This window comes from Litorisediminivivens sp. KMU-197, assembly GCF_056858395.1.
In genome coordinates this window covers 1-1,435 of the sequence record NZ_JBXEQG010000027.1, presented here as the reverse complement: position 1 = coordinate 1,435, position 1,435 = coordinate 1, and the positions used below count along the sequence as shown (strand labels likewise).

At 53.2% G+C, this 1,435-nt stretch carries 1 pseudogene; it reads right to left on the bottom strand.

Going from position 1 to position 1,435, the window contains the following annotated elements:
* Positions 1-62: 62 nt before the first annotated feature.
* Positions 63-1,435: pseudogene (locus tag AC04PT_RS20060) on the bottom strand (hypothetical protein); the annotation flags it as partial.

Here is a 1,435-nt window from a genome sequence, read left to right as displayed (position 1 = left end):
GTCTTGGATCGTCACCTGACCCAGCAGTAGACCAGAATAGTCACATCAATGTCTGTCCGGTCTCATAGTGAAACTACGGCACACATATCGATCATTTTGCCGAAAGGGCGGGAAGCGGTCACTCGTTGCGCTTGCACATAACGAGGGTAATCAAGGCTCCAAGACATGGGTGTTGCAGTCGAACGGTGAGCAGGCTGGACGTTCGTCTCCGTGGCCCAGAAAGGTTCGGAAACGTCGCCAATCGCCGGTTGAAAACCACCCAAATTTTCTTTCGATAAATGTTGGGCTCGAATCCTATTCCAAGGGATTCGAGTTTTTCCGCACTTGCAGGAAATAGTTTTCTCGCCGGGGACTTCAATCTTCGCCGAAATGTAGCGATCGCATTCGGCGCAAGTGAAGAGTGCGGCAAGCTTCTCGATGTCCTCCAGGAGGAAATCGATATCTTCGCCAACTATCTTGTCCGTGTTGTCATGCGACACGAGATTGGCCACGAGCGCGGACCCGGCCAGATCAGAAAACACAGCATGCTTTTTGAGATCGGGAGACTTGTCACCGAGCGCGGATCGAAGCTGGCTAATTAACTCGTCGGCCATGCGCTTTTCATTCCACTCATTAAAACGAAAGGCTACTTTGACTTCCAGTGAGGCGCAGATTTCTTTGAGCACTAACTCCAGGAGCTTACGCAGATCATTGGTGACGTCATCTTTGCCCTTCTTCTGCGCAATGATCTCTTTGAGGCTGGTTGGGGAGTCGTCCAACACAATGCCGTTTGGGCCGTCCGCACGGACTTCATGAAACTTCCAGCCGTGCTGGGCCATCTCCTTCTTGATGATTTCGAACCAGACACTTTCGTGGGTCAGAATGATGATCTGCCAGTCGGAAAATTCGTCCCGCAGCAGGCGCAGCAACCGGCGCCGGTGGGACGTGTCGAAGCTGGTGACAATGTCATCGAGCACCAGAAACTTCGCTTGCTTATTGAAGATGCGGGCATTGGCGAGGAATAGCACCACGCCCAGAGAATTCAGATGGCTTTCGCTCAAATATTTCCGTGGCGGCTGAACCTCGTGGCCGTGGAAGGCATACTGAAACTCGACCCCTTCCTCACCCACCATCGTCAGGCGAACGTTATCGACGCTCTCATCGGGGTGGAGCTTGGCATAGAATTTCCCGACATCGGCAATGATCGTATCAAGAACCGATTGAAAGGCCGCGTTCTGGACCGTGACGAAACGCTCGAAGATCGCATCCAGCGTCAGTATTTGCGCTTCATAGGCATCGATGACGCGCTGTGCGCGTTCATAATCCCGGACTTGGCTCTCCAGAATCCCGAGAGATGACCTGCCCCCCAAGGCTCCCTCATTCATAACGAGAGTCTGCGGGTTTGTGTACTGCTCCCCAACCTTGGACCGCCGGAAGCTGGAATTTTCCGGCTGTC